Here is a 20,302-nt window from a genome sequence, read left to right as displayed (position 1 = left end):
GGCTAGGCAAAAACAGGCGAAGAAGCGCAGTGTACAAAGCGTACATGAGCATTCTGAGCCTGTTTTTAACGACGCATCGGCAACGCAGGTAGCCTTGCGGCGATCCGTTGAAGCCGGGCCGCCTTTGTGGCTGCTAGCCGAACTTACCTACCGCTGCCCGCTGCAGTGCCCGTACTGCTCCAATCCGCTGGATTTCAGCCAGCAGGGGCAGGAGCTGAGCACGGCCGAGTGGATCGAGGTGTTCCGCCAGGCCCGCGAACTGGGCGCGGCGCAGCTGGGATTCTCCGGTGGCGAACCCCTGGTGCGCCAGGACCTGGCCGAGCTGATCAAGGCGGCGCGGGACATGGGCTACTACACCAACCTGATCACCTCGGGCATCGGCCTGACCGAGGCGCGCATCGCCAGTTTCAGCGAGGCCGGGCTGGATCATATCCAGATCAGCTTCCAGGCCGCCGATGAGGAGGTCAACAACCTGCTGGCCGGCTCCAAGAAGGCCTTCGCCCACAAGCTGGCCATGGCGCGTGCGGTCAAGGCCCACGGCTATCCGATGGTGCTGAACTTCGTCACCCACCGGCATAACATCGACAACATCGAGCGGATCATTGATCTGTGCCTGGAGCTGGAGGCGGATTTCGTCGAGTTGGCCACCTGCCAGTTCTACGGCTGGGCCGAGCTCAATCGCGCCGGCCTGCTGCCGACCCGGGCACAACTGGAGCGGGCCGAGCGCATCACCAACCAGTACCGCGACCGGCTGGCCGCCGAGAACCATCCGTGCAAGCTGATCTTCGTCGTGCCGGACTATTACCAGGAACGGCCCAAGGCCTGCATGAACGGTTGGGGCAACCTGTTCCTCGACATCACCCCGGACGGCACCGCGCTACCGTGCCACAGCGCGCGCCAGTTGCCGGTGCAGTTCCCCAATGTGCGCGAGCACAGCATCGAGCACATCTGGCGCGACTCGTTCGGCTTCAACCGCTTTCGCGGCGACGACTGGATGCCCGAGCCGTGTCGCTCCTGCGACGAGAAGGACAAGGATTTTGGCGGCTGTCGCTGCCAGTCCTTCATGCTCACGGGAGACGCCAGCAATGCCGACCCGGTATGCAGCAAGTCGGCGCATCATGAGGTGATTGTGCAAGCCCGCCGCGAGGCCGAAGAGTCGCCGGGGGCACTGGATACTTTGCAGTTTCGCAACGAGCAAGCCTCTAAACTGATCTGCAAGGTCTGAAACTGGAGTAGCTATTGTCTTGAGCGGCATGATCGCAGCGTATGGGTTCTGGGACAGCTCCTGGTCGAGCGACCGGGCGGCTGCGGCCGGTCGCGATTTCGCCGAGCTGCGCGCCGGGCTGGGTGGAGTGGTATGGCTGCAATATGACCCGGCCGACGCCCGCTCGACACTCTGGCACTGCACACCGCAGCAGCGTGAGTGCCTGACGCCAGACAATATGTCGGTGCTCAGCCGCGTGTATGAGTACGGTGGCGGCGCGTTCTGTTTGACCGATGAGGGCCTGGCGTTCGTCAACGAGGCCGACCAGCAGATCTATTGGCAGCGCTTGGGGGCCGCCCCGGTGCTGCTGACCTGGCAAGACGATTGCCGCTTCGCTGATCTGCAATTCGATCCCGTGGCCCAGGCGATAATCGCCGTCGAGGAAGCCCACGGAGCGGGGCAGGTCAGCCATCGGCTGGTCTGCATCGCCCTGGCCGATGGCGCGCGGCGGGTGCTGGCCGAGGGCTGCGATTTCTATGCAGCGCCGGTACTCAGCGCCGATGGTCAGCGTCTGGCCTGGATCGAATGGGATCGGCCACACCAGCCCTGGCTGGCCACGCGCCTGTGCAGCGCCCAGCGCGATGCCAAAGGAGCTTGGCGCGATGTTCGGGTGGTCGCCGGGCAAACGGCCGAAGAATCGCTGCAACAACCCTGTTTCGATGCGCAAGGACGCCTGCTGGTGCTCAGTGATCGCCATGGCTACTGGCAACCCTGGCGTGAAGCGGTCGAGGGACAACTGACGCCGTTGCCCTGCGCGGTCGCCGACCACGCCAGTGCGCCCTGGCAACTGGGCAATCGCAATTACCTGGCGTTGGCGGACGATGGCTTGCTGCTGAGCTGGTTCGAGGAGGGTTTCGCGCGGCTGGCCGAGTGTGAGCCGGGTGGAGACAAGGGACAGCCCTTGGCTCAGGACTACAGCCGCTTTCGCCAACTGGCTGCCGATGCGACGAGCTTCTACCTGATCGCCGCCTCGCCAGAGCGTGGCGGTGAGGTGGTGGCGATAGACCGCGTCAGCCGCCAGTGCCGGGTGCTGGCCGGTGCCGAGGTCGCCTTGCCGGTGGCCGAGGTCTCACGCCCACAGCCGCTGTCGTTTACCAGTGGCAGTGAGGAGCGCTGCCATGGGTTCTTCTATCCGCCGCATAACGGCGGTTTTCGTGGGCCTGCAGGGGAAAAGCCGCCGCTACTAGTGTTTCTGCATGGCGGGCCGACTTCGGCCTGTTACCCGGTATTCGACCCACGCATCCAGTTCTGGACTCAGCGCGGCTTTGCCGTGGCCGACCTGAACTATCGCGGCAGCACCGGCTTTGGCCGTGCCTATCGGATGCGCCTGCATGAGCAATGGGGCGCGCTGGATGTCGAGGATGCCTGCGCGTTGGTCGAGCACCTGGCCGGCCTCGACCTGATCGACCCGACCAAGGCCTTTATTCGTGGCGCCAGCGCTGGCGGCTACACCGCCCTGTGCGCCCTGGCCTTCAGTCGGACATTCCGCGGTGGCGCCAGTCTCTACGGCGTCAGTGATCCCTTGGCCTTGCGCCAGGTGACGCACAAGTTCGAGGCCGATTACCTCGACTGGCTCATCGGCGACCCCGAACAGGATGCGCAGCGCTATGCCGCGCGCACGCCGTTGCTGCATGCGGAGCAGATCGAGGCGCCCGTGATCTTCTTCCAGGGCGGGTGGGATGTGGTGGTGCTGCCGGCGCAGACCGAATCCATGGTTGCCGCCCTGCGCGCGCGCGGTATGGCGGTGGACTACCACCTGTATCCGCAGGAAGCCCATGGTTTTCGTCAGGCAAAGAATCAGGCGCATGCCCTGGAGCAGGAGTGGCGCTTCTATCAGCGCCTGCTGACGACGCCCGCCTGAAGACCCGGGCGTCACTTGTGGCAGCGGCCTTGGCCGCGATGCTTTTGTAGTGGTTTGGAGACTTCGCGGTCAAGACCGCTCCCACAAAGAGCTCGACCGGCACCTCCCGTGCCACCCGACTCAGGTTGCATTGCATTGGCAAGCCAATGCAGTAGGCTGGGCGTTAGTCAAAACAACAAGAAGTAGGCCGTAGTGTGAGCCCCGATATCAGTCTTCACCGCAAGTTTGTTTCGCCGGAAATCATCTTCGGCGCCGGCTGCCGCCACAGCGTGGGCAACTACGCGAGTAACTACGGCGCGCGCAAGGTCTTGCTGGTGTCCGACCCAGGCGTAGTGGCCGTTGGCTGGGTCGCCGATGTGCAGGCCAGTCTGCAGCGCCAGGGCATCGAATATTGCCTGTTTACCCAGGTGTCACCCAATCCGCGCTCCGAGGAGGTGATGCTCGGCGCCGAGTTCTACCTCACTCAGGGTTGCAACGTAATAGTTGCAGTCGGCGGCGGCAGCCCGATGGATTGTGCCAAGGGCATTGGCATCGCCGTGGCCCATGGCCGTAACATCATCGAGTTCGAAGGCGTCGATACCCTGCGCGTGCCCAGTCCGCCGCTGATCCTGATTCCGACTACTGCCGGCACCTCTGCCGACGTGTCGCAGTTCGTGATCATTTCCAACCAGGACGAGCGAATGAAGTTTTCCATCGTCAGCAAGGGCGCGGTGCCCGACGTCTCGCTGATCGACCCGGAAACCACCCTGAGCATGGACCCGTTCCTCTCCGCCTGTACCGGCATCGATGCGCTGGTGCACGCGATTGAAGCATTCGTCTCCACCGGCTCCGGACCGCTGACCGACTCCCACGCGCTGGAAGCCATGCGCCTGATCAATGGAAACCTGGTGGCGATGATCGCCAACCCGAACGATATTGCCCTGCGCGAGAAGATCATGCTCGGCAGCATGCAGGCCGGCCTGGCGTTTTCCAATGCCATCCTGGGCGCGGTGCATGCCATGTCGCACAGTCTCGGTGGCTTCCTCGATCTGCCCCACGGCCTGTGCAACGCGGTGTTGGTCGAACACGTGGTGGGGTTCAACTACAACTCCGCCCCGGAGCGCTTCAGGATGGTCGCAGAAACCCTGGGCATCGATAGCCGCGGGCTGAATCACCAGCAGGTGCGCCTGCGCCTGATCGAGCACCTGATTCAGTTCAAGCATGCGGTCGGCTTCCGTGAAACCCTGGGCTTACATGGGGTCAGCGCGGCCGACATTCCCTTCCTGTCACAGCATGCGATGCAGGATCCGTGCATCCTCACCAATCCGCGCGAGTCGAGCCAGCGGGATGTCGAGGTTGTCTATGCCGAGGCCCTCTGACCAGCAGCGGCAGGCGCTCACCGAGTTGCTCGGACTGGGCAGCCACTCGGTACGCAAGAGTCACTACCCGGAGCTGCTGGCGCGTTTGGAAGAGCTGGAGACCGAGCGCAATCGCTACAAATGGCTGTTCGAACACGCGGTGCACGGCATCTTTCAGGCCAGCCTGCAGGAAGGTCTACGGGCCGCCAATCCTGCCTTGGCGCGGATGCTCGGTTACGATGATCCGCAGGATGTGCTCTGGTCACTGACCGACTTGGCCAGCTACATGTTCGTCGGTGGTGCGGAGGAAATGACCCGCATTCGTCAGCTGCTCAGCCAAGACGCCGGGCTGTTTGGCTATGAAACACAATTGCGGCGCAAGGACGGCAGCAGCATAGACGTGTTGATGAACCTGTTGCTGAAGCCGGATGAGGAGGGCCTGTTCGAGGGGTTCGTCGCCGATATCACCGAGCGCAAACAGGCACAAAAGCGCTTGCAACAGCTCAATGATGAGTTGGAGCAGCGGGTCAGTTCGCGCACTGCCGAGCTGCAGGAAGCCAACCGCAACCTGTTGCAGCAGATAGTCGAGCGCAAGCGTATCGAACAGGCCTTGCGTGAGGCGCGCGACGCCGCCGAAGCCGCCAACCACAGCAAGGACAAATACCTGGCTGCGGCCAGCCACGACTTGTTGCAACCGCTGAACGCTGCGCGCCTGTTGATCTCCACCCTGCGCGAGCGCAGTCTGCCGGAGGCCGAGCACACGCTGGTCGAACGCAGCCACCAGGCGTTGGAGGGGGCCGAGGACCTGCTCACCGACTTGCTGGATATCTCCAAACTGGATCAGGCGGCGATCCAGCCGGATATCGATGTGTACCGCCTGGAGGAATTGCTGGCGCCCCTGGCCTCGGAGTTCCAGTCGGTGGCTGCCGCCGAGGGGTTGCATCTGAGGGTGCGTACTCCTGGCTATGCCATCAGCACCGATTTCCGTTTGCTCACACGTATTCTGCGCAACTTTCTCAGCAATGCTTGTCGCTATACCGAACTGGGGGGCATTCTGCTCGGTGCGCGCAAGCGTGGTGAGTATCTCGAGCTGCAAGTCTGGGACAGTGGTCGCGGCATTCCCGCCGACCAGTTGGACAACATCTTTCTCGAGTTCAATCAGCTCAATGTCGGCCGAGCTGCCGAGCGCAAAGGCGTCGGACTCGGTTTGGCGATTGTCGATCGGATCGCGCGGATGCTCGGCTACCCGGTCACGGTGCGCTCGTATCCAAGCCGTGGCTCGGTATTTGCCATCCGTGTGCCCTTGGCGCAACAGTCTATCCAGACGCCCTCTGCTGCAATAGCCATGCGCCCGCAGGTTGGTGATCCGCTGCCAGGACGACGTGTGTTGGTGCTGGACAACGAACTGAGCATTCTGCACAGCATGTCCGCTTTGCTCGAACAGTGGGGCTGCGAGGTTGTCGTTGCAGTGGATCAGTCAGCCGCATTGCAGGCGCTCGGCGAACGGGCCCCCGATCTGATTCTGGCGGACTTTCACCTCGATCATGGGGTGATTGGCTGCGACGTGGTGGAGCACTTGCGCCGGCATTTCGCCTCGGCCATTCCCGCAGTGATGATCACCGCGGATCGCAGTGATCAGTGCCGACGCGATCTGCAGCGCATGGGCGTGCCGCTGTTGAACAAACCGCTCAAGCCGGGAAAGTTGCGCGCGGTGCTCAGCCAGCTGTTGCGCGACCCAGTGCCGTAATGACCGTCGTGAGAATGGCCGCAGTAGTGATCCTTGAGAGTCGACTCAATGATTGTGTGTAGTGAGCAATGAGCGGAAGGTTGCCAGCAAGTTTTTAGTTGCTAGTAGGTCTATTGACTATGCTGTTTTGGAACCCCCTGGAACCTCATGGGTCTAGGGTTATGGTCGATTAAGGAGATAATCACAATGTACAAGCATTCGATCTTTCGGCGGTTGGCTGTCGCTTTGGCAGCGTTTCACATCCTTATGGTTGTGCAGGTTCCGATGGCCAATGCCGCGATGATAGGCACGGCCGAAGTTTTGCAGCAGCAACAGCAGCAAGTGGATCGTCAACAGCTGATGAGTATGCTTGATGATCAAGGTGTGCAAGAGAAGCTGCAGAGCATGGGGGTCGAGCGTTCGCAGGTCGAACAGCGGATCAATAGTTTGACTGGTGCGGAACTGGCGCAATTCAATCAGCAGTTGCAGGATGCGCCAGCGGGCAGTGGTGTGGTCGGTATCATCGTGTTGTTTTTGGTGATTTTCATCATTACTGACCTGCTCTGCGCTACTAATATCTTCAGCTTCGTCAAATGTATAAATCGTTGAAAATTGAGCGGTTCCTGCTCTTAGCACTCGCTCTACTGTTAGGCGCGTGTGCGAGGTCTCCGGTGTTGCCGCCGGAGACCTCGCGGCTGCCCGAGCGTGTTGAGCTCACTAGCGTGCCGTTTTTTCCACAAACGGCTTATCAGTGTGGGCCGGCGGCGCTGGCGACCATGCTCAATCAACGTGGTGTAGTGACCAGTCCCGGTTTACTCAAGGATCGAGTATTCATTCCCGAGCGTGAAGGCAGTTTGCAGGTCGAGATGGTCGCCACTGCCCGTGCGCATGACATGCTGGTGTATCCGCTGCCGCCACGCTTGGAAGCCCTTTTGGCAGAGGTGGCGGCGGGTAACCCGGTACTGGTGTTGCAGAATCTTGCCTTCGATTGGTATCCCCGTTGGCATTTCGCAGTGGTGGTCGGTTATGACCAGCGCGAGCGCACGCTGATTCTGCGCTCGGGTACGACGCGGCGCTGGCAAAGCGACTTCACCAGCTTCGACAGCACGTGGGCCCGCGGTGGGCGCTGGGCGGTATTGACCTTGCCTGCGGACAAATTACCGGCCCAGCCTGAGTTGCGACCCTGGCTCAAGGCTGCCAGCGATCTTGAAGAAACAGGGCATATCGAAGCAGCGCAACGTGCCTACCGTACGGCTACCCTGCACTGGCCTGAGGAATCTCTTGGGTGGTTTGCTTTAGCCAATAGTCATTATGCCCGGGGCGATACGCGCGAGGCTGAGACCGCCCTGCGTAAGAGCCTGGCGCAGGAGCCTGACTTCGCTGTAGGTTGGTTCAATCTCTCGCAGGTATTGGGTGAACGCGGTTGCCAGCAGAGCGCCAAGCAAGCACTCGTTTGCGCTCAGCGCTTGGCCCCTGACGAGAAACGTTTCGCCGTGAGTGCAGGTCAAGCCCTGGTTGCTTCCGGGCAGTGCGCGCTACCTCCTGCGTGCCCCCTGGCTAACTGATAGAAGCTGCATAGCAAAACGGCGCCTGAAGAGGCGCCGTTTTGCTTTTGGTCAATGGTTAGAAGCCGAGCTTGTCACGCAAGCTGTAGTACCAGGCCCCCATCGCGGTGAAGGGCACTCGGAACAATTGACCGCCGGGGAAGGGGTAATGCGGTAGCCCGGCGAAAGCGTCAAAACGCTCGGCCTGACCGCGCAGCGCTTCGGCCAGTACCTTACCGGCCAGGTGGGTGTAGGTCACGCCGTGACCGCTGCAGCCTTGCGAGTAGTAGATATTGTCGCCGAGCCGGCCAACCTGAGGCAGGCGTGACAATGTCAGCAGGAAATTGCCGGTCCAGGCGTAGTCGATCTTTACATCCTTCAACTGGGGGAAGGTCTTGAGCAGGTTCGGGCGGATTATCGCCTCGATATCGGCCGGGTCGCGTGCGCCATAGACCACGCCGCCGCCGAAGATCAGGCGCTTGTCACCGCTGAGGCGGTAGTAGTCGAGCAGGTAGTTGCAGTCCTCGATGCAATAGTCCTGAGGCAGGAGGCTTTTCGCGAGTTCATCGGAGAGTGGCTCGGTGGTGATCACCTGAGTGCCGCATGGCATCGATTTAGCAGCGAGCTCGGGGATCAGGTTGCCCAGGTAAGCGTTGCCGGCGACCACCACGAACTTGGCTTTGATCCGGCCTTGCGGGGTATGCACCACGGGGTTGGCACCACGCTCAATGCGAATGGCCGGGGACTGTTCATAAATCACACCGCCGAGGGATTCAACTGCAGCCGCTTCACCCAGTGCCAGATTGAGTGGGTGAATATGGCCACCGCTCATGTCGAGCATGCCGCCTATATAGCTGTCGGTAGCCACCACTTCACGGATGCGCTTGGCGTCCATCAGTTCAAGTTGGGTATGGCCATAACGCTCCCAGAGCTTCTTCTGTGCCTCGAGGTGTCCCATCTGCTTATCGGTGACAGCTGCGAACACGCCGCCATCTTTCAGGTCGCACTGAATGTTGTACTTGGCGATGCGCTCACGAATGATTCGCCCGCCTTCGAATGCCATTTGTCCAAGCAGTTGGGCTTGCTTGGGCTCGACGGTGCGTTCGATGACATCGATGTCGCGGCTATAGCTGTTGACGATCTGTCCGCCGTTACGGCCTGAGGCGCCAAAGCCGACCTTCGCCGCTTCCAGCACGCTGACCTTGAAGCCGCTTTCGAGCAGAAATAGCGCAGTGGATAGGCCGGTGTAACCGGCGCCAATAATGCAGACGTCCGTTTCGACCTCGCCGTTGAGCTCTGGGCGGGGTGGAACCGGATTGGCCGAAGCGGCGTAATAGGATTGTGGATAGACCGTGTGCGCCATTTTTTAACACCTGTTCTTTATTTTTTACGAATGGCGCGATGCTACCTGAGTTGAAAATCTCCGGCTAGTGCTCTGTACAAAACCCTAAGCACTCTGGTGGCAGTAAAAAATACGCTTATTCAGTCAGTTAGCGAAAAAAGTGTTGACTCTTTTTAGCGCCTCCGTAGAATGCGCACCCATTGCAGGCACGTAGCTCAGTTGGTTAGAGCACCACCTTGACATGGTGGGGGTCGTTGGTTCGAATCCAATCGTGCCTACCAAATTTGGTAGAAAGGGTCGCTTAGGCGACCCTTTTTTATTGGGCGACTTGTCAGGGCTGCACCTTTCTGGAAGCATCCTGAAGTCGCTTTTCGTGTGATTAAACCTCCAGTGACTCTGGTTCGGTTCAGGTTGGCTCTTGGCCTCCTGCCACTGTAAGGCAGGTACACCGCCGAATCACTTACTGGCTCATCCCAACCCACGTGGCCTTTGGTAGAGGTCACCACTAGGAGAGGAGGCGCCATGCCCACTATCACTCTTCCCGACGGCAGTCAGCGTTCATTTGATCACCCGGTATCCGTTGCTGAGGTGGCGCAATCCATAGGTGCAGGCCTGGCCAAAGCCACGCTGGCTGGTAAGGTCAATGGCCGGTTGGTCGACGCCTGTGATCTGATCGACAGCGATGCGACCCTGCAAATCATTACGCCGAAAGATCAAGAGGGGCTGGAGATTATTCGCCACTCCTGTGCGCACCTGATCGGTCATGCGGTCAAGCAGCTGTTTCCGACCGCCAAGATGGTGATTGGGCCAGTGATTGAGGAAGGCTTTTATTACGACATAGCCTCCGAGCGTCCTTTCACTCTGGAGGATGTCGCAGCGATCGAGCAGCGCATGCAGCAGTTGATCGAGAAGGACTACGATGTCATCAAAAAGGTGACGCCGCGTGCCGAGGTCATCGATGTTTTCCAGTCTCGCGGCGAAGACTACAAGTTGCGTCTGGTTGAAGACATGCCGGACGAGCAGGCTATGGGGCTGTACTACCACGAAGAGTACGTGGATATGTGCCGCGGCCCGCACGTGCCGAATACCCGCTTCCTCAAGGCCTTCAAGCTGACCAAGCTATCCGGTGCTTACTGGCGTGGTGATGCCAAGAACGAACAGTTGCAGCGTGTCTATGGCACGGCCTGGGCCGATAAAAAGCAATTGGCGGCTTACATTCAGCGTATCGAAGAGGCCGAGAAGCGCGACCATCGCAAGATCGGCAAGCGCCTGGATCTGTTCCATACCCAGGAAGAGGCGCCGGGCATGGTGTTCTGGCATCCGAATGGCTGGACCCTGTACCAGGTGCTCGAGCAGTACATGCGTAAGGTGCAGCACGAGAACGGCTACCTGGAGATCAAGACGCCGCAGGTGGTCGATCGTTCGTTGTGGGAAAAGTCCGGGCACTGGGCCAACTACGCCGAAAACATGTTCACCACTGAATCGGAGAGTCGCGATTACGCGATCAAGCCGATGAACTGCCCTTGTCACGTGCAGGTGTTCAATCAAGGCCTGAAGAGCTATCGCGAACTGCCGATGCGTCTGGCCGAGTTCGGTGCCTGTCATCGCAATGAGCCGTCTGGTGCGTTGCACGGCATCATGCGCGTACGGGGCTTTACCCAGGATGATGCCCACATTTTCTGCACCGAAGAGCAGATGCAGGCTGAGTCGGCTGACTTCATCAAGCTGACCCTGGCGGTCTATGCCGACTTCGGCTTTACCGATATTCAGCTCAAGCTCTCGACTCGTCCGGAAAAGCGTGTGGGTTCCGATGAGCTTTGGGATCGCGCTGAGTCGGCGCTGGCTGATGCGCTGGAAAGCGCTGGCCTGTCCTATGATTTGCAGCCGGGCGAGGGCGCTTTCTACGGTCCGAAGATCGAATTCTCCTTGAAGGATTGCCTTGGCCGTGTGTGGCAGTGTGGTACCCTGCAGCTCGATTTCAATCTGCCGATCCGTTTGGGTGCAGAGTTTGTCAGCGAAGATAACAGTCGCAAGCATCCGGTGATGTTGCACCGTGCGATTCTCGGTTCCTTCGAGCGGTTTATTGGTATTTTGATCGAGCACTACGAGGGGGCATTCCCAGCTTGGCTGGCGCCTACTCAGGCTGTGGTGATGAACATCACCGATAAACAGGCCGAGTTTGCTCAAGAAGTCGAAAAAACCCTCAATCAAAGCGGGTTTCGTGCCAAGTCTGACTTGAGAAACGAAAAAATTGGCTTTAAAATCCGCGAGCATACTTTGCTCAAGGTTCCCTATCTCTTGGTTATCGGAGATCGGGAGGTTGAAATGCAAACTGTCGCCGTGCGTACCCGTGAAGGTGTTGATTTGGGCTCGATGCCCATCAGTCAGTTCACCGAGTTCCTCGCACAGGCGGTTTCCCGGCGTGGTCGCCAAGATTCGGAGTAATAATTATTAAGCGTGAAATGAGACAAGATAAACGAGCTGCACCTAAAGCGCCGATCAATGAGAATATCTCGGCACGCGAGGTTCGGTTAATTGGCGCTGAAGGCGAGCAAATTGGCATCGTCTCGATTGATGAAGCGCTTAGAATTGCTGAAGAATCCAAGCTGGATTTGGTGGAAATTTCCGCCGATGCGATTCCTCCGGTTTGCCGGGTCATGGATTACGGCAAGTCGATCTTCGAAAAGAAGAAGCAGATTGCTGCTGCAAAGAAAAACCAGAAGCAGATTCAGGTTAAAGAAATCAAGTTTCGTCCAGGGACGGAGGAAGGGGATTACCAGGTAAAACTACGCAACCTGGTACGTTTCCTTAGTGAGGGGGACAGGGCCAAGGTTTCATTGCGATTCCGCGGTCGTGAGATGGCACATCAGGAGCTGGGCATGGAGTTGTTGAAGCGGGTTGAAGCTGACCTGCTTGAATACGGCACCGTTGAACAGCATCCAAAGATGGAAGGACGCCAGCTGATCATGGTCATCGCCCCCAAAAAGAAGAAGTGACCACCAGGGCACGGCAGGCCTTGCGGTTATGTTTATCAACTGAATGCGGAGTATCCGAACATGCCAAAGATGAAAACCAAGAGTGGTGCAGCGAAGCGTTTTCTGAAGACTGCTTCAGGCTTCAAGCACAAGCACGCTTTCAAGAGCCACATCCTGACCAAAATGTCCACCAAGCGTAAGCGTCAACTGCGCGGTAGCACCATGGTGCATCCGTCTGACGTGGCAAAGGTGGCGCGCATGCTGCGCGTTCGTTAATTCGGTCAAGATAGAGGAAGTTACTCATGGCTCGTGTAAAGCGCGGCGTTATTGCTCGTAAGCGTCACAAAAAAATTCTGAAACTCGCTAAAGGCTACTATGGTGCGCGTTCGCGCGTATTCCGCGTTGCCAAGCAGGCAGTGATCAAGGCAGGCCAATACGCCTACCGTGACCGCCGCCAGAAGAAGCGTCAGTTCCGTGCACTGTGGATCGCCCGTATCAATGCTGGTGCTCGTGTAAATGGCTTGTCTTATAGCCGTTTCATTGCTGGCTTGAAAAAGGCAGCAATCGAGATCGACCGCAAGGTATTGGCTGATCTGGCAGTGAACGAAAAAGCGGCGTTTGCTGCGATTGTCGAGAAAGCGAAAGCCGTACTGGCTTAAGTCCCCGACAATCACCGGGCTCGCCCGGTGCTAAACGTCACCAATAGGGGAAGAGCCTTTAAGCTCTTCCCCTATTTCGTATCTGGAGTCTGTAAATGGAAAATCTGGATGTGCTGGTCTCGCAAGCGCTAGAGGCCGTGCGCCACACCGAAGATGTGAATGCCCTGGAGCAATTGCGGGTTCACTATCTGGGTAAGAAAGGCGAGTTGACCCAGGTGATGAAGACCCTGGGCAATCTGTCTGCTGAGGAGCGCCCGCAAGCCGGTGCTTTGATCAACGCCGCCAAAGAGCGTGTTCAGGGAGCCTTGAACACTCGTAAAGAAACGCTTGAGCAGGCTGCGTTGAGTGCCAAGTTGGCGGCAGAGCGCATCGATGTGACGCTGCCAGGTCGTGGTCAGACGTCAGGTGGACTACATCCAGTGACCCGCACGCTTGAGCGTGTAGAGCAGTTTTTCACCCGGATAGGCTACGGCATCGCCGAAGGCCCTGAAGTGGAAAACGATTACCACAACTTCGAAGCGCTCAATATTCCCGGCCACCACCCGGCGCGTGCGATGCACGATACCTTTTATTTCAACGCGAATATGTTGCTGCGCACCCACACCTCGCCGGTACAGGTTCGCACCATGGAGTCTCAACAGCCGCCAATCCGCATTGTCTGTCCGGGCCGTGTGTACCGTTGCGACTCCGATATCACCCACTCGCCGATGTTTCACCAGGTTGAAGGCTTGCTGGTTGATGAAGGGGTCAGCTTCGCGGATCTCAAGGGCACCATCGAAGAGTTCCTTCGGGTGTTCTTCGAGAAGCCGCTGGGTGTGCGTTTCCGTCCCTCCTTTTTCCCATTCACTGAACCTTCGGCCGAAGTCGACATGCAGTGCGTGATGTGTAGCGGTAAAGGTTGCCGGGTCTGTAAGCAGACTGGTTGGCTGGAGGTCATGGGCTGCGGCATGGTGCACCCTAATGTACTGCGCATGTCCGGTATCGACCCTGAAAAATATCAGGGTTTTGCTTTCGGCATGGGTGTGGAGCGTCTGGCCATGTTGCGGTATGGCGTCAACGATTTACGCCTGTTCTTCGATAACGACCTGCGATTCCTGGCGCAATTTCGCTAGAGCCGCACGACCGTAACCGAATTGTTTTAGGAGAGCAGGATGAAGTTCAGTGAACAGTGGCTGCGTAGCTGGGTAAGCCCGCAGGTATCCCGTGATGAGTTGGTAGCGCGCCTGTCGATGGCGGGTCTCGAGGTCGATAGCGTCACGCCGGCTGCCGGTATTTTCAGTGGCATAGTTGTGGGCGAAGTGCTGAGCACTGAGCAGCACCCTGATGCCGATAAGCTGCGTGTGTGCCAGGTCAGTAATGGCAGCGAAGCGTTTCAGGTCGTGTGCGGCGCGCCGAATGTGCGCCCTGGCCTGAAGATTCCGTTCGCGATGATCGGTGCCCAACTGCCGGGCGACTTCAACATCAAGAAAGCCAAGCTACGTGGCGTCGAGTCAAACGGTATGCTCTGCTCGGCGTCCGAGTTGCAGATCAGTGAAGATAACGATGGCCTGATGGAGCTGCCGGTTGATGCGCCTGTAGGGCAGGATATTCGCGCCTACCTCGATCTGGATGATGCCAGCATCGAGGTTGACCTGACCCCTAACCGTGGCGACTGCTTGTCCTTGGCTGGGCTCGCGCGCGAGGTTGGTGCCTTGTACGCCGCTCCAGTCACGCGCCCGATGGTTGCCACGGTCGTGGCTAGCCACGATGAGGTCCGCCCGGTAGAAGTGCTGGCCTCGCAAGCGTGTCCGCGCTACCTCGGTCGGGTGGTGCGCAACGTTGACCTGTCCAAGCCAACACCGTTGTGGATGGTTGAGCGTCTGCGCCGCGCCGATGTTCGTAGCATTGATGCGGCCGTCGATGTGACGAACTACGTCATGCTTGAGCTGGGTCAGCCGATGCATGCGTTTGATCTGGCCGAGATCAATGGCGGCATCCGTGTGCGCATGGCCGAGGAGGGCGAAAAGCTGGTTCTGCTTGACGGTCAGGAGGTCAGTCTGCGCGCTGATACCTTGGTGATTGCTGATCACCAGCGCGCCTTGGCGATTGCCGGTGTGATGGGCGGTGAGCGCAGCGGTGTGACTGGCAAGACGCGTGACTTGTTCCTGGAAAGCGCTTTTTTCGACACTATTGCGATTGCCGGTAAGGCGCGCTCCTATGGCTTGCACACTGACTCTTCGCACCGTTTCGAGCGTGGCGTCGATTGGCAGTTGGCTCGTGAGGCAATGGAGCGGGCGACTGGATTGTTGCTGGATATAGTGGGTGGTGAAGCTGGGCCGATCATTGAGGTGGTCAGCCAGGAGCAGCTGCCGAATGTGGCGCCGGTCACCTTGCGTGCAGATCGAATCGAACAAATGCTCGGCTTGAAAATAGGCGACGAAGAAATCGTGCGTTTACTGACCGCGCTGGGGTTGGGGGTTAGCTCTAGTGGGGAAGGGCAGTGGCAGGTCGAGGTACCGAGTCACCGTTTCGATATCAGCTTGGAAGTCGATCTGATCGAAGAGCTGGCACGTTTGTATGGTTATAACCGCTTGCCAGTACGCTATCCGCAAGCGCGTTTAGCGCCGCAACCGAAGGCTGAAGCCGCTGTTGAGCTGCCGGCACTGCGTCGACTGTTGGTCGCGCGGGGCTACCAGGAGGCGATTACCTACAGCTTCATCGATCCCAAACTGTTTGAATTGTTCAGCCCAGGTGTTGAACCGTTGCTGTTAGCCAACCCGATTTCTGCCGACATGGCGGCCATGCGTTCATCGCTATGGCCAGGTCTGATCAAGGCGCTTGAGCATAACCTCAATCGCCAGCAGTCGCGCGTGCGGTTATTCGAAAGCGGTTTGCGCTTTGTCGGTCAGTTGCAGGGGCTGCAGCAAGAGCCAATGCTGGCGGGGGTAATCTGCGGCAGTCGTTTGCCTGAGGGGTGGGCGCATGGTCGCGATAACGTCGATTTTTATGACGTAAAAGCCGATGTCGAGGCGTTGCTAGCCAGTGCTGGTGCTGCGGGTAGTTTCAGTTTTGTGCCGGGCGAGCATGCTGCTTTGCATCCGGGGCAAACGGCGCGTATTGAACGTGATGGTCGCTTGGTTGGTTTTCTGGGGGCTCTTCACCCTGAGCTGGCCAGCGTGCTGGGCCTCGATCAAACGGTGTATATGTTTGAGCTGGTCTTGAGTGAAATTGCCGCGGGGCGCATGCCGCAGTTCCATGAGTTGTCGCGCTTCCCGGAAGTGCGTCGCGACTTCGCTTTGTTGGTGGATCGCGAGGTGCCGGCCGCAGCGTTGCTGGCGGCTATCCGCGATGCAGCTGGTGAGTGGCTGACAGACCTCAGGCTATTTGACGTGTATCACGGTAAAGGTATTGATCCGCATAGAAAAAGCCTTGCAGTCGGCTTGACCTGGCAGCATCCATCGCGCACTCTTAATGACGATGAGGTGAGTACTACAACGCAGAATATTCTCGCCTCCCTGGAACAAAGGTACAACGCCACGTTAAGGAAGTAGCGTATGACGGCTCTGACGAAAGCTGAAATGGCGGAACGTCTGTATGAGGAGCTGGGCCTGAATAAACGGGAAGCCAAGGAATTGGTGGAACTGTTCTTCGAAGAGATCCGCCAAGCGCTGGAGCTCAACGAACAGGTCAAGCTCTCGGGGTTCGGCAACTTTGATCTGCGCGATAAGCGTCAGCGCCCCGGTCGTAACCCAAAAACAGGAGAGGAGATTCCAATCACGGCGCGCCGTGTGGTGACTTTCCGTCCAGGCCAGAAACTTAAAGCCAGGGTCGAGGCGTATGCTGGAACCAAGTCATAACGACGAATTACCTGTCATACCCGGAAAACGGTATTTCACGATCGGCGAGGTCAGTGAACTCTGTGCGGTCAAACCGCACGTCCTGCGTTATTGGGAGCAAGAGTTTCCTCAGCTCAATCCAGTCAAGCGCCGCGGTAACAGACGATATTACCAACGACAGGATGTGTTGATGATTCGTCAGATTCGCGCGCTGCTGTATGAACAAGGCTTCACCATAGGCGGGGCGCGTCAACGTCTTTCTGGTGATGAAGCAAGAGATGATACGACCCAGTACAAGCAACTCATTAGGCAAATGATCACTGAATTGGAGGATGTTCTGCTGGTGCTTCGTAAGTAACGAGCAGAGTCAAAAAGTTTCCATATTTCAGAAGCTTAATGTATAGTTCGATCCGTTTTCGGGTAACTGAAAACGGGTTAACGCCTAGTCGGGGCGTAGCGCAGTCCGGTAGCGCACTAGCATGGGGTGCTAGGGGTCGAGTGTTCGAATCACTCCGTCCCGACCATATAATTCAAGCATTAGAGCCTGGTCAGTGATGACCAGGCTTTTTTGTGTCAGGGACTTTTGCGGGACTTTTTTCATCCTGCCTTCCTCCTCAGTATCGTCAGCGCCGGCCCGCGTGAGTCGGTAGCCGAAATTTTGTTGGCTTCATCAATCAACTTGCCCAGTTCTGCGCCCGAGTAGTGGCTGGTGATGCTGCCGTTCTTGTGGCCTAACAGAGCCTTCCTATCTTCCTCAGTGACCCCAGCAGCCCTTAATCTGCGCCCGAAGGTGTGCTTCAGGTCGTGGACGCGTATCGAGGCAAAGCCTGCGGGAGCGGGGCGCAGGAACTGCTCCTGAAACCGCTTAGCCGCTCGAACTCGGGCTTTCTTCCATGCCGAGTCGTTCATCCGATGAACTGGATTCGCCGTGCCGTCGTCGTCGGGCTTTCCGTAAGGGAATACCCAGACAGGATCCAACCCTCGTTGCCCTTCGATAACAGATCTCGCCACGTTGTTGAGCACCACCAACCGTTCGTCACCATTTTTGACCCCAGAGTTTTCATGCCTTCCACCGAAGTCAGCAGGTATGAGAAACACACTGGTCTTGAGCTCTGGTACTGGTATTTCCCAGTCCCAACGAAGTTTTACGACTTCCTGCTCGCGAGAGCCGCTGTTGACCTTGTACAGGGCCATGCGACGCAAATGATCGGGTAGCTCGGCGAAAAGAATGGATTGTTCCTCCCAAGACATAGGGTAGGGGGAACGACTTGTTTTCTTCTCTTCCAGCTTGGTGATCATTGGCACTACGTCGAGCCAAGGACGTTTCTGCTCATCACGCCATTTCCTGGCGCAAAGATTCAGGATGCGTATGACCCGCTCCAGGGCGATATTCACCGTCCTGTAGGAAACACCAGGCTTCACCTTGCCACTGATGGTCTTGCTGGTTTTGAGGCGATCTTTGATGAACGGAGTCAGCGTCTCATCATCGATATGAGTCAGAGGGATATCCCCGATATATGGATCTAGCTGCTTCAAATGGATGGCAGTCAGACTTATCGAGGGCTGATCCTTGTACTCCACCAGATAACGAGTGGCTGCTTCCCGCCAGGTCCTAACCCTGCGTACGCCGTAGATCTTCTGCTCGCGCAGTTTCTCGAGCTTATGTATCAGGTACTGCTCTGCCTCCTTCCTATCGCTTGATCCAGTGCTTTCCTGAATTCGCTGACCTCTGAAGACCTTGTCGATGTGCCAGATCCCGTTCCTTTGGTAGAGGCCGCTAATGGTTTTTCGCGCCATGGTTTTTCTCCTTGGCGCTCGCTGCGGGAGTGATCATCGCCCTTGGCACCTTCCTTTTCAATGATGGCCCGGTCGATGTAGGCGTCGACCCAGGCGTCCAGTTCCTCTCGATCAAAGCCGATCCCCTGTATCCCAATCTGGAACTCCCGTACGTAGGGGCGAACGGTTTTGTTGAACTCGGTACGGCACATACCCAGGTAGGCGGGTGCCGCATTCGCTCTGAGGACTCGGGGTGCGCAAGGGCTCAAGCGGACAGGGCGTTGCTCGGCTGTTACAGGCATGGCGGGCTTCCTCCTTGTGGCTCTAAACCATGCTGCAGATGCTGACTGCTAGCTATTGGGCAAACAACGCAGTGGAGAGGGGCGTGGAGTGTCTGGTACAACAGGGGCCATTTTTGTATTTGGTAGCCTGTCATATGGGCCTGTTTTGCCACCTGTAGGCTTTGCGGATTTGGCCATGCGGGGCTTAAGGATCGATGTATGTCTTCTGTAGAGGTGTTCGAACAACCAGACTCAAGCCCAAGCGGGCCGATCACTCGTGAGGAGTTGTATGCGGAGGTTTGGCAGCGTCCGATGACCAAAATCGCCAAGCGTTATGGCGTCTCCTCTAGTTTTATGGCGCGTGTATGCACGCGAATGAATGTTCCACGCCCACCGCGAGGACACTGGGCGAAACTGGAGAGTGGGAAGTCGAGCCCGCAGCCCTCATTACCCGAGGCTTGCCCGGGTGATCTGCAGGTTTGGAGCCGGGGCGATGTTATGGGGCCTATCTCTCAACCACTTCCAAAGGCACCGAGCCCATGTGTAATTAATCCAGATCAACTGAGAGTGTCACGCTCCAAGCGCCATCCAGTTGTTGTGGGGGCATATGAAATTTTTGAACAGGGACGGGTGATCGATCAGGGATTCCTCAAGCCAGGAAAGCAGCGCCTAGTTGATATCGTGGTAACCAAGCAGCAACTCGAACCGGCCCTGAAATTTGCGAATCAGCTTTTCCTTAAGCTCGAAGCTGCCGGTCATCGCGTCATGTTTGCGCCAAGCGATCGAGTGTATTCCCGGACTCCGGTAGATGAGCATGAGCAGCCCCCTAAGAAGCCGCGCAATCGCTATCCTGCGCTGTGGTCACCCTCCAAGCCCACGGTGGTGTTCGTGGGAACGGTGGCCATTGGATTGACCCTGTACGAGATGACTGAGGAACTCGAGGCTCGTTACATAGACGGCACGTACATGCCGGTTTCCAAGATTCCAGCACAGCAACTGCGTCGTCTCCATCCGACTTTCAACTGGACCACTCGCATGGATTTCGCCACCGGGCACCTCTGCCTAAGGGCTTTTTGCCCCTATCCGAATGCCGATTGGACTAGCAGTTGGAAGGAGAGCAGGGGGATTCGGCTGCATAGCCAGTTGGATGAAATCGTTCAGAAAATTATAGGCGCGGCCCCTGTGATTGCTGGCTTGGTGGAGGAGGGTGAAGAGCGCGTACGAATCCAGCGCCAGGAATGGCAAGAGCAGATGCGCCGGCTTGAGGAGCGGGAAAAGCTCAGGCGACAGGCTGAGGCCAGGCAGCAGGCACGGGCGGATTTGCTGAATGTGATCCACCAGTGGGATGAAATCAGGCGAATCCAGGCTTTCTTTCGTGATGCGGAGGCATCCGTGCCGGGGCTAGTAGGTGAGGCTCAAAGCCTGGCAATGGATAAGCTCACGCAGGCGCGCGAGCTTATCGGGGAGATGGATGCAGTGAAGGCTCTGTTGGATTGGAAAGGGCCTCTAGAGCGTTAGGTAGTCCCAAGCGTCAGCGCCTGCGCCAATGAGGTTCTCGGTTCGGCTGAATTGCGGCCAGTCGGGCAGAAGCGGTCGTTCATTGCGTTTGGCTGTCTGTGAGCCGATTGGTGTCTTTATTCAGCTCAATATTTGAGGCGAATGTGTCGGCTATTCGACTCACTGTTTGATGGCGACCCAGATTGCTGGTGGTTAGCGGCAATG

Annotated in this window: 17 protein-coding genes and 2 tRNA genes; 17 read left to right on the top strand and 2 right to left on the bottom strand. The window is 57.9% G+C overall.

What is annotated here, in order from left to right; all coding sequences use genetic code 11:
• Window positions 1-94 precede the first annotated feature (94 nt).
• From pqqE to TMS3_RS23660, 6 genes are all read left to right on the top strand, one after another.
• Entirely contained in the window at window positions 95-1,225 is a 1,131-nt protein-coding gene (gene pqqE / locus TMS3_RS23685; RefSeq protein ID WP_029866593.1) for a pyrroloquinoline quinone biosynthesis protein PqqE, read from the top strand.
• A 28-nt stretch (window positions 1,226-1,253) separates the two neighbouring features.
• Window positions 1,254-3,125: an alpha/beta hydrolase family protein gene (locus TMS3_RS23680; RefSeq protein ID WP_025167776.1), complete on the top strand. Its 1,872-nt coding sequence runs from the start codon at window positions 1,254-1,256 to the stop codon at window positions 3,123-3,125.
• 194 nt (window positions 3,126-3,319) lie between these two features.
• Window positions 3,320-4,483: an alcohol dehydrogenase-like regulatory protein ErcA gene (ercA, locus tag TMS3_RS23675; RefSeq protein WP_025167775.1), complete on the top strand. Its 1,164-nt coding sequence runs from the start codon at window positions 3,320-3,322 to the stop codon at window positions 4,481-4,483.
• A complete protein-coding gene (locus TMS3_RS23670; protein ID WP_025167774.1) occupies window positions 4,467-6,209 on the top strand; it encodes a hybrid sensor histidine kinase/response regulator in 1,743 nt (580 codons plus the stop codon). Before ercA ends, TMS3_RS23670 begins: the two co-directional genes overlap by 17 nt.
• 186 nt (window positions 6,210-6,395) lie before the next feature.
• Window positions 6,396-6,797, top strand: a complete 402-nt coding sequence (locus tag TMS3_RS23665; protein ID WP_025167773.1) for a PA2779 family protein — start codon at window positions 6,396-6,398, stop codon at window positions 6,795-6,797.
• The gene (locus TMS3_RS23660) at window positions 6,782-7,753 is read left to right on the top strand and encodes a PA2778 family cysteine peptidase (RefSeq protein ID WP_083491833.1); all 972 of its coding nucleotides are present in this window, start codon (window positions 6,782-6,784) and stop codon (window positions 7,751-7,753) included. The genes TMS3_RS23665 and TMS3_RS23660 overlap by 16 nt, the downstream gene beginning before the upstream one ends.
• A gap of 58 nt (window positions 7,754-7,811) precedes the next feature.
• Here the strand turns inward: TMS3_RS23660 and TMS3_RS23655 are convergent, their stop codons facing one another.
• Window positions 7,812-9,095: an NAD(P)/FAD-dependent oxidoreductase gene (locus tag TMS3_RS23655; protein WP_025167771.1), complete on the bottom strand. Its 1,284-nt coding sequence runs from the start codon at window positions 9,093-9,095 to the stop codon at window positions 7,812-7,814.
• A 183-nt stretch (window positions 9,096-9,278) separates the two neighbouring features.
• Here TMS3_RS23655 and TMS3_RS23650 point away from each other — a divergent pair.
• The 10 genes from TMS3_RS23650 (at window position 9,279) to TMS3_RS23605 (ending at window position 17,047) form a co-directional block, all read left to right on the top strand.
• Window positions 9,279-9,355, top strand: a tRNA-Val gene (locus TMS3_RS23650).
• Window positions 9,356-9,596: 241 nt separating this feature from the next.
• On the top strand, window positions 9,597-11,519 hold the full coding sequence (gene thrS / locus TMS3_RS23645) for a threonine--tRNA ligase (protein WP_025167770.1): 1,923 nt from the start codon (window positions 9,597-9,599) through the stop codon (window positions 11,517-11,519).
• Window positions 11,519-12,070, top strand: coding sequence for a translation initiation factor IF-3 (infC, locus tag TMS3_RS23640; RefSeq protein ID WP_200929755.1), 552 nt, complete (start codon window positions 11,519-11,521; stop codon window positions 12,068-12,070). Before thrS ends, infC begins: the two co-directional genes overlap by 1 nt.
• 60 nt (window positions 12,071-12,130) lie before the next feature.
• Window positions 12,131-12,325, top strand: a complete 195-nt coding sequence (gene rpmI, locus TMS3_RS23635) for a 50S ribosomal protein L35 (RefSeq protein ID WP_010489097.1) — start codon at window positions 12,131-12,133, stop codon at window positions 12,323-12,325.
• A gap of 26 nt (window positions 12,326-12,351) precedes the next feature.
• Window positions 12,352-12,708, top strand: a complete 357-nt coding sequence (rplT, locus tag TMS3_RS23630; RefSeq protein ID WP_025167768.1) for a 50S ribosomal protein L20 — start codon at window positions 12,352-12,354, stop codon at window positions 12,706-12,708.
• Window positions 12,709-12,803: 95 nt separating this feature from the next.
• Window positions 12,804-13,820: a phenylalanine--tRNA ligase subunit alpha gene (gene pheS / locus TMS3_RS23625; protein ID WP_025167767.1), complete on the top strand. Its 1,017-nt coding sequence runs from the start codon at window positions 12,804-12,806 to the stop codon at window positions 13,818-13,820.
• A gap of 39 nt (window positions 13,821-13,859) precedes the next feature.
• Window positions 13,860-16,238, top strand: a complete 2,379-nt coding sequence (gene pheT, locus TMS3_RS23620; RefSeq protein ID WP_025167766.1) for a phenylalanine--tRNA ligase subunit beta — start codon at window positions 13,860-13,862, stop codon at window positions 16,236-16,238.
• Between the two features lie 3 nt (window positions 16,239-16,241).
• Window positions 16,242-16,544, top strand: coding sequence for an integration host factor subunit alpha (gene ihfA / locus TMS3_RS23615; protein ID WP_025167765.1), 303 nt, complete (start codon window positions 16,242-16,244; stop codon window positions 16,542-16,544).
• Window positions 16,525-16,881 carry a MerR family transcriptional regulator gene (locus TMS3_RS24845; RefSeq protein WP_025167764.1) on the top strand — a complete coding sequence of 119 codons (357 nt, stop codon included), beginning with the start codon at window positions 16,525-16,527 and terminating at the stop codon, window positions 16,879-16,881. The genes ihfA and TMS3_RS24845 overlap by 20 nt, the downstream gene beginning before the upstream one ends.
• An 89-nt stretch (window positions 16,882-16,970) precedes the next feature.
• Window positions 16,971-17,047 (top strand) — tRNA-Pro (locus TMS3_RS23605).
• 73 nt (window positions 17,048-17,120) lie between these two features.
• Here TMS3_RS23605 and TMS3_RS23600 read toward each other — a convergent pair.
• On the bottom strand, window positions 17,121-18,320 hold the full coding sequence (locus TMS3_RS23600; protein WP_025167763.1) for a tyrosine-type recombinase/integrase: 1,200 nt from the start codon (window positions 18,318-18,320) through the stop codon (window positions 17,121-17,123).
• A 479-nt stretch (window positions 18,321-18,799) separates the two neighbouring features.
• On the opposite strand from TMS3_RS23600, the gene TMS3_RS23595 reads away from it, so the two are divergent.
• The gene (locus TMS3_RS23595) at window positions 18,800-20,098 is read left to right on the top strand and encodes an RWP-RK domain-containing protein (protein ID WP_235576676.1); all 1,299 of its coding nucleotides are present in this window, start codon (window positions 18,800-18,802) and stop codon (window positions 20,096-20,098) included.
• Window positions 20,099-20,302: the final 204 nt, after the last annotated feature.

The sequence above is a fragment of the Pseudomonas taeanensis MS-3 genome (genome assembly GCF_000498575.2).
Lineage (GTDB): Bacteria > Pseudomonadota > Gammaproteobacteria > Pseudomonadales > Pseudomonadaceae > Aquipseudomonas > Aquipseudomonas taeanensis.
This window is presented reverse-complemented; position numbering and strand designations above follow the sequence as displayed.